The organism is Microbacterium sp. K41, assembly GCF_004794395.1.
GTDB lineage: Bacteria > Actinomycetota > Actinomycetes > Actinomycetales > Microbacteriaceae > Microbacterium > Microbacterium sufflavum.
Window position 1 is genome coordinate 1 of sequence record NZ_SSDO01000320.1, and the last position, 1,410, is coordinate 1,410.

Here is a 1,410-nt window from a genome sequence, read left to right on the forward strand (position 1 = left end):
ACGCCCATGTAGAAGCCGAAGAGCCCGAGTTGCACGACGAGGAATGTGAAAGCGATCCCCGGCGAAAGAACCAAGAAGACAACGACCAGATAGCCACCGATACGGACCCCGAGGAACACGATCTCCACCCATCGACGATCCAGGTGCCCTCGAGCGAACACCCGACGGACTCCAGACGCGTGAAGGGAAACTCCCTCCAGAAGAAGGATCGGAAAGAAGAACCACCCTTGATGTGCGCGCAGCCACCGCAACAGCCCACGCTGGTACTTCTTGGCACTCTCGTCAGTGACAGCGATGACCGGAAGCTCGATGTCCGGGTCGACACCGAGCTTGTTCGGATTGCCGTGGTGCCTGGTGTGCTTGTGCTGCCACCATCCATAGCTCATGCCCACAAGCAAGTCACCAAGAATGAGACTCACCCAGTCGTTCCACCGGCCTGAGACGAAGATCTGCCGGTGCGCCGCGTCATGACCTAGGAACGCGATCTGAGTGAAAAGCACCGCGAATCCTGCGGCTACAAACAACTGCCACCAGGTGTCTCCCAACCACACAAAGAGAAGGAGACCCAGCGCGACCGCAAGAGGGGCCCCAACCAACTTGGTCCAGTAGTACCCGTATCGTCGGCGGAGCAGACCAGCGTCACGCACCTGCTGCGCGAGAGCCGTGAACGAACTCGCGGCACGGTCACGCGGGCGAGTTCGGATGACCGAAGCGGTGTCACCCATGATGACCTCCCAGCGGTGGAGCCCCTAACTTAGGGGCGCCCCACCCTCCTCTTCCCAGTCGCTCGCCCGGGATGCGTCGTCGCTGTACGCGGTGTGGGCTCCCGCGGCGAACACCACGGACTCGGCGAGCGATGCCACGAGCGCGACTCGTTCATGCTCGCGCGCCGAAGCCTTCTCGAGCCCCAGCGCGGACACGAGTCGTTCCGCGACGAGGCGCCGGTTGATTTCTACCAACTGTTCCGCGATGACTGCGGCAAGGCCGTCTCGCAACTCAGGCAGATTGGTGTTGGCGATCTCCAGTCGGCGATCTGAGACCTTCAACTCCACCGTCGGATATCCACGGGCGGAAAGAAAGTCGCGCATCGGCACCCCGTGGATCGCGGCGACTTCGTCGCGATCGGCCTGACGCGTGAACACCGCTTCGACGGTGTAGCGGTCCGGGGCATCATCCGTCATGAGCGTCGCCGGAAGCGAGCTGAGCATGACCGCTTTGAGCCCCAGCGGTTCTACGTTCTTCAATTGTGCGTTCATCTTCAAACGTTACGCCCCGAAGATGTGCGTGCTCACAGCTTCAAGCGCCGACCGGCGAGGGCACGAATTTGCTCACGAGGCTCTCATCGAGCCAGCCCCGATCCAGGCAGCAATCGTCACCGCGTGGGTGTTCAAACTGCGAGGCAACTCACCG

At 61.8% G+C, this 1,410-nt stretch carries 2 protein-coding genes; both read right to left on the reverse strand.

Annotation, left to right across the window (positions count from 1 at the left end):
• Positions 1–725 (reverse strand): fatty acid desaturase family protein (locus tag DW309_RS09300; protein WP_205812718.1); only part of this gene is annotated, 725 nt, incomplete at its 3' end.
• Positions 726–749: 24 nt separating this feature from the next.
• Positions 750–1,256, reverse strand: coding sequence for a hypothetical protein (locus tag DW309_RS09305; protein WP_136029235.1), 507 nt, complete (start codon positions 1,254–1,256; stop codon positions 750–752).
• Positions 1,257–1,410 lie beyond the last annotated feature (154 nt).

Bases quoted from the DNA above. Each gene is read 5' to 3' on its own strand.
- DW309_RS09305 (WP_136029235.1), bottom strand. From the start codon at position 1,256: ATGAACGCACAATTGAAGAACGTAGAACCGCTGGGGCTCAAAGCGGTC.